Source organism: Acidovorax sp. MR-S7 (genome assembly GCF_000400995.2).
Taxonomy (GTDB): Bacteria; Pseudomonadota; Gammaproteobacteria; order Burkholderiales; family Burkholderiaceae_C; genus MR-S7.
On sequence record NZ_DF238962.1, the window covers coordinates 33,561 to 39,534 of the forward strand.

The window sequence follows — 5,974 nt, forward strand, 5'->3', positions numbered from 1 at the left end:
TCTTGAGGGTGGTGAAGCCGTAGAGCGCCTCGAAGCCCTTTTCGCGGCCGTAGCCGCTGGACTTCACGCCGCCGAAGGGCAGCTCCACGCCGCCGGCCGCGCCGTAGTTGTTGATGAACACCTGGCCGCTGGCGATGCGCCGCGCCATGCGGAACTGGCGCGCGCCGTCGCGCGTCCAGATGCCGGCCACCAGGCCGAAGGGCGTGGCGTTGGCCAGGTGGGCGGCTTCGTCTTCGCCCTCGAAGGGCATGGCGGCCAGCACGGGGCCGAAGATTTCCTCCTGCGCCAGGCGGTGGTCCACCGGCACGTCGCGCAGCAGGGCGGGGGCCTGGTAGAAGCCGGTGTCGGGCGCCTCGTCGACCACCGTGCCCTGGGCCACGAGCGGGATGCCGGCCACCTGCGCGTCGGAGAGGAAGTCCCACACGCGCTGCTGCTGGCTCTGGCGGATCAGCGGGCCGAGATGGAGGTTCATGGCGGCGGGGCCCACGCGCAGGGCCTCGAAGGCGTGGCCCAGGCGCTCCAGGAGGGGTTCGTAGATGGCGCGCTCGATGAGCACGCGCGAGCCGGCCGAGCAGGTCTGGCCCGCGTTCTGCACGATGGCGTTGACCAGCACGGGCACGGCGGCGTCCAGGTCGGCGTCGGCGAAGACCACCTGCGGGCTCTTGCCGCCCAGCTCCAGCGTCACCGGGCAGTGGCGCTCGGCGGCGGCCTGCTGGATCAGCGTGCCCACCTTGGGGCTGCCGGTGAAGCTGATGTGGTGGATGCCGGGGTGGCGCGCCAGCGCGTCGCCCACCTCGTGCCCGTAGCCGGTCACGATGTTGAGCGCGCCGGCCGGAAAGCCCACCTCCGCCGCGAGCTGCGCCACGCGCAGCAGGGACAGGCACGCGTCTTCTGCGGGTTTGACCACGCACACGTTGCCCGCGGCCAGCGCGCCGCCCACGCAGCGGCCGAAGATCTGCATGGGGTAGTTCCACGGCACGATATGGCCGGTCACGCCATGCGGCTCGCGCCAGGTGAGCACGCTGAAGCCGTCGGGGTAGGGGATGGTCTCGCCGTGCAGCTTGTCGCAGGCGCCGGCGTAGAACTCGAAGTAGCGCGCCAGGGCCAGGGCGTCGGCGCGGGCTTGGCTTGTGGGCTTGCCGCAGTCGCGCTGCTCGATGGCGGCCAGCTCCTCGGCATGCTCGGTGATCTTGGCCGACAGGCGCATCAGCAGCCGCCCGCGCTCGACCGGGGCGGTCTTGTGCCACACATTCTGGTAGCACTGCTGCGCTGCGCGCACGGCGGCGTCGATGTCTTCCGCCGTGCCGCGCTGGATCTCGTCGAAGGGCTGGCCGTCGGAAGGATCGATGACCGGGAGGGTGCGGCCGGACGTGGAGGGCACGCCGGCATTGGCGATGTAGTGGAGCTGCATAACCCCCGGATTGTGCGGCAGATGCGCGCGCCGTGCTGGCGCGCGCCCTGCGGCGCGCCCTAGGCGTGGAACTTGACCACCAGCGGCACGATGAGTAGCGCCACGATGTTGATGATCTTGATGAGCGGGTTCACGGCCGGCCCGGCCGTGTCCTTGTAGGGGTCGCCCACGGTGTCGCCGGTCACGGCGGCCTTGTGGGCCTCGCTGCCCTTGCCGCCGTGGTGGCCGTCCTCGATGTACTTCTTGGCGTTGTCCCACGCGCCGCCGCCGGTGCACATGCTGATGGCCACGAACAGGCCCGTGACGATGGTGCCCATGAGCAGCCCGCCCAGCGCCTTCGGGCCCAGCACCAGGCCCACGACGATGGGCACGGCCACAGGCAGCAGGCTGGGCACGATCATCTCCTTGATGGCGGCGCTGGTCAGCATGTCCACCGCGCGGCCGTACTCAGGCTTGGCCGTGCCTTCCATGATGCCCGGGATCTCCTTGAACTGGCGGCGCACCTCCACCACCACGCTGCCGGCCGCGCGGCCCACGGCCTCCATGGCCATGGCGCCGAACAGGTAGGGGATGAGCCCGCCGATGAACAGGCCCACGATGACCATCGGGTCCGACAGGTCGAAGCGCACCGCCTGGCCGAAGCTCTCTAGCTTGTGCGTGTAGTCGGCGAACAGCACCAGCGCGGCCAGGCCCGCCGAGCCGATGGCGTAGCCCTTGGTCACGGCCTTGGTGGTGTTGCCCACGGCGTCCAGCGGGTCGGTGATGTCGCGCACGCTGCCGGGCAGCTCGGCCATCTCCGCGATGCCGCCCGCGTTGTCGGTGATGGGGCCGTAGGCGTCCAGCGCGACCACGATGCCCGCCATGCTCAGCATGGACATGGCGGCCACCGCCACGCCGTAGAGTCCGGCCAGCGCGTACGACACCACGATGGCCACGCACACGAACAGCACCGGCCACGCCGTGGAGCGCATCGACACGCCCAGCCCCGCGATGATGTTGGTGCCGTGGCCCGTGGTCGATGCCTGGGCGATGTGGCGCACGGGCGAATACTGCGTGCCGGTGTAGAACTCGGTGATCCACACCAGCGCGGCCGTCAGCACCAGGCCCGTGGCGCAGGCGCCGAACAGCCGCCCCTGCGCGCCCGTGCCGCCCAGCGCGTTGTCGGGCACGACCCAGGCGGTGACGAACCAGAACGCGACGAGCGAGAGCACGCCCGCGATCGCCAGCCCCTTGTAGAGCGCGGGCATCACGTTCTTCATGCCGGGGCTGGCCTTCACGAAGAAGCAGCCGATGATGGAGGCGACGATGGACACGGCCCCCAGCGCCAGCGGATAGGCCACGGCCGCCCCGGGCGCTGCGCCGATCAGCAGCGCGCCCAGCACCATGGTGGCGATGAGCGTCACGGCGTAGGTCTCGAACAGGTCGGCCGCCATGCCCGCGCAGTCGCCCACGTTGTCGCCCACGTTGTCGGCGATCACGGCGGGGTTGCGCGGGTCGTCCTCGGGGATGCCGGCCTCCACCTTGCCTACCAGGTCGGCGCCCACGTCCGCGCCCTTGGTGAAGATGCCGCCGCCCAGCCGCGCGAAGATGGAGATCAGCGACGAGCCGAAGGCGAAGCCGATCAGCGGGTTGAGCACGCTGGGCAGCGGCGCGCCCGGCGCGGCGCGGCCCAGCAGGAACCAGGCGAAGCCCGTCACCCCCAGCAGGCCCAGGCCCACCACCAGCATGCCGGTGATGGCGCCACCGCGGAAGGCGACGTCGAGCGCCGGCCCCATGCCCTGCGTGGCCGCCTGCGCCGTGCGCACGTTGGCGCGCACCGAGACGTTCATGCCGATGAAGCCGCACGCGCCCGAGAGCACCGCCCCGACGACGAAGCCCGCCGCCGTCAGCACGTCGAGGAACGCGCCGATCAGCACCGCGAGCACGATGCCCACGAGGGCGATGGTCTTGTACTGCCGCGCCAGGTACGCGGCCGCGCCGGTCTGGATGGCGCCCGCGATCTCCTGCATGCGGGCGTTGCCCGTGTCCTTCGAAAGAATCCAGCTGCGCGCCCAGATGCCATAGGCCACAGCGATCAGTCCGCACACCAGCGCCAGCACGAGAGGGGAGGTCAGGCCCGTCGGTCCATTCATTGCAGAGTCTCCTCGTTGGGTTGCACGGGATGGAAGCGCAACGCATGGGAAGTGCTTCCGCTGCGTTGCTTCCTCGTGCTCCCGCAATCACCGGTGGAGACGATTGGCCAACGGATGCATTTAACGCCAAACCCGGCGCTGCAAGCAAGCCGCAAGCATCAAGCGCCTAAAATCCGCCCGTCGTTTCATACCCCAACCCCTCAAACATGTCGCTCAACAACGTCAAGCCCGGCAACAAGCTCCCCGAAACCTTCAACGTGGTGATCGAGATCCCCGCGGAATCCGATCCCATCAAGTACGAGGTGGACAAGGAGTCGGGCGCCGTCTTCGTGGACCGTTTCCTGACCACGGCCATGTACTACCCATGCAACTACGGCTACGTGCCCCAGACCCTCTCGGGCGACGGCGACCCGGTGGACGTGCTGGTCATCACCCCCTATCCGCTGCACCCCGGCGTGGTCGTGCCCTGCCGCGCGCTGGGCATCCTGAAGATGGAGGACGAGGCCGGCGTGGACGGCAAGGTGCTGGCCGTGCCCACCACCAAGATCCTCAAGATGTACGAGCCCTGGAAGACCGTGGAGGACGTGAACCCCATGCGCCTGAAGGCCATCAGCCACTTCTTCGAGCACTACAAGGACCTGGAAGAAGGCAAGTGGGTCAAGGTGCTGGGCTGGGAAGGCGTGGACGCTGCGCACAAGGAAGTGCTGGAAGGCGTGGAGAACTACAAGAAGTCCCTGGGCTGATTGCTTCGGTTTCCATAGCTGCCAGCGCTTGTGCATCAAGCGCTGGAGGCCGAAAAGGCCATGAAAAAAGGCCGTCTGGAAGGGCGGCCTTTTTGCATGCGCATCCGCGTTCACATCAGCAGCGTGACCACGACGATGACGGTGCCGATGGCCAGGTTCACCCCCACCCCGGCGCGGATGCGGGCCAGAGCCTGGCCGCCCCGGGGCCAGTCCGCCGCAGCGACGGCGTGCTCCAGTCGGGTGAAGGGCGCGAAGTAGAGGTAGGCGAAGATGCCCATCATCACCACGCCCAGCGTGGCCATGATGCTCCAGTCGCGCGGCATGGAGAAGGCGCCCTCCGACAGCACCGACACCGTGCCGATCATGCCCAGCCCGGTGGACAGCGCCACCACCACGGCCACGGCCACGGCCGCGAAGAAGCGGCGCAGCACCCCGTGCATCAGCCGCACGCGCTGGGGCGGCTCCAGCTCCTGCACGGCGGGGCGCAGGAAGAAGTGGGCGAAGGCCATGCCGCCGATCCAGACGGTGATCGACAGCACGTGGGCGAGCTTGAGGGCGTTGTAGAGCATGGCGGGCGCATTGTGCCGCCGCGTCGCCCGGCGCGGGCCATGCACCGGTGCGCCGCAGGGTTGATGCTTGTCCGCCGTCAAGCGGCGGCCAGGGCGGGGCGCAGCGCCTGCGCGGCCTGCACCATGTGGCGCAGCGCGGCCTCGGTCTCGGGCCAGCCGCGGGTCTTCAGGCCGCAGTCGGGGTTCACCCAGAGGTTGCGCGCGGGCACCACCTCGGCGGCCTTGCGCAGCAGGCGCGCCATCTCCTCCACGCCGGGCACGCGCGGCGAGTGGATGTCGTAGACGCCGGGGCCGATCTCGTTGGGGTACTTGAAGCTGCCGAAGCCACGCAGCAGCTCCATGTCGGAGCGGCTGGTCTCGATGGTGATGACGTCGGCGTCCATGGCGGCGATCTCGGGCAGGATGTCGTTGAACTCGCTGTAGCACATGTGGGTGTGGATCTGCGTCGTGTCCTGCACGCCGCAGGCGCTGATGCGGAAGGCCCGCGTGGCCCAGTCCAGGTAGGGCTTCCAGAGCGCGCGGCGCAGCGGCAGGCCCTCGCGGATGGCGGGCTCGTCGATCTGCACGATGGCGATGCCGGCTGCCTCCAGGTCCGCCACCTCGTCGCGGATGGCCCAGGCGATCTGCTCGCAGGTGCGGCTGCGCGGCTGGTCGTCGCGCACGAAGGACCACTGCAGGATGGTCACCGGCCCGGTGAGCATGCCCTTCATGGGTCTGGCCGTGAGGCTCTGGGCATACACGGTCCAGTCGACCGTCATGGCGCGCGGGCGGGCCACGTCGCCGTAGAGCACGGGGGGCTTGACGCAGCGCGAGCCGTAGCTCTGCACCCAGCCGTTGGCCGTGAACGCGAAGCCCTCGAGCTGCTCGCCGAAGTATTCGACCATGTCGTTGCGCTCGGCCTCGCCGTGCACCAGCACGTCCAGGCCCAGCGCCTCCTGCGTGCGCACGGCGCGTTCGATCTCGGCGCGCATCTGCGCCTGGTACTCGGCCTCGCCCAGCGTGCCCCGGCGATGGGCCGCGCGCGCGGCGCGGATGGCCGGTGTCTGCGGGAACGAGCCGATGGTGGTGGTGGGCAGCGGCGGCAGGCGCAGGCGCGCGCGCTGCGCCTGCTGGCGCGCG

At 69.8% G+C, this 5,974-nt stretch carries 5 protein-coding genes; 1 reads left to right on the forward strand and 4 read right to left on the reverse strand.

Annotated features, from left to right (window positions below):
- Both AVS7_RS18315 and AVS7_RS18320 read right to left on the reverse strand, forming a co-directional pair.
- Positions 1-1,411: aldehyde dehydrogenase family protein (locus AVS7_RS18315; protein WP_020230947.1), on the reverse strand; the 1,411-nt coding region annotated here is incomplete at its 3' end.
- 59 nt (positions 1,412-1,470) lie between these two features.
- Positions 1,471-3,543, reverse strand: coding sequence for a sodium-translocating pyrophosphatase (locus tag AVS7_RS18320; RefSeq protein ID WP_034691962.1), 2,073 nt, complete (start codon positions 3,541-3,543; stop codon positions 1,471-1,473).
- Positions 3,544-3,749: 206 nt separating this feature from the next.
- On the opposite strand from AVS7_RS18320, the gene ppa reads away from it, so the two are divergent.
- Positions 3,750-4,286: an inorganic diphosphatase gene (gene ppa / locus AVS7_RS18325; protein WP_020230949.1), complete on the forward strand. Its 537-nt coding sequence runs from the start codon at positions 3,750-3,752 to the stop codon at positions 4,284-4,286.
- Positions 4,287-4,396: 110 nt separating this feature from the next.
- On the opposite strand, the gene AVS7_RS18330 is transcribed toward ppa, so the two are convergent.
- Both AVS7_RS18330 and metE read right to left on the reverse strand, forming a co-directional pair.
- Positions 4,397-4,855 carry a DUF4149 domain-containing protein gene (locus AVS7_RS18330; RefSeq protein WP_020230950.1) on the reverse strand — a complete coding sequence of 153 codons (459 nt, stop codon included), beginning with the start codon at positions 4,853-4,855 and terminating at the stop codon, positions 4,397-4,399.
- Between the two features lie 77 nt (positions 4,856-4,932).
- Positions 4,933-5,974, reverse strand: a 1,042-nt coding sequence (metE, locus tag AVS7_RS18335) for a 5-methyltetrahydropteroyltriglutamate--homocysteine S-methyltransferase (RefSeq protein ID WP_020230951.1), incomplete at its 5' end; no start/stop codon positions are given.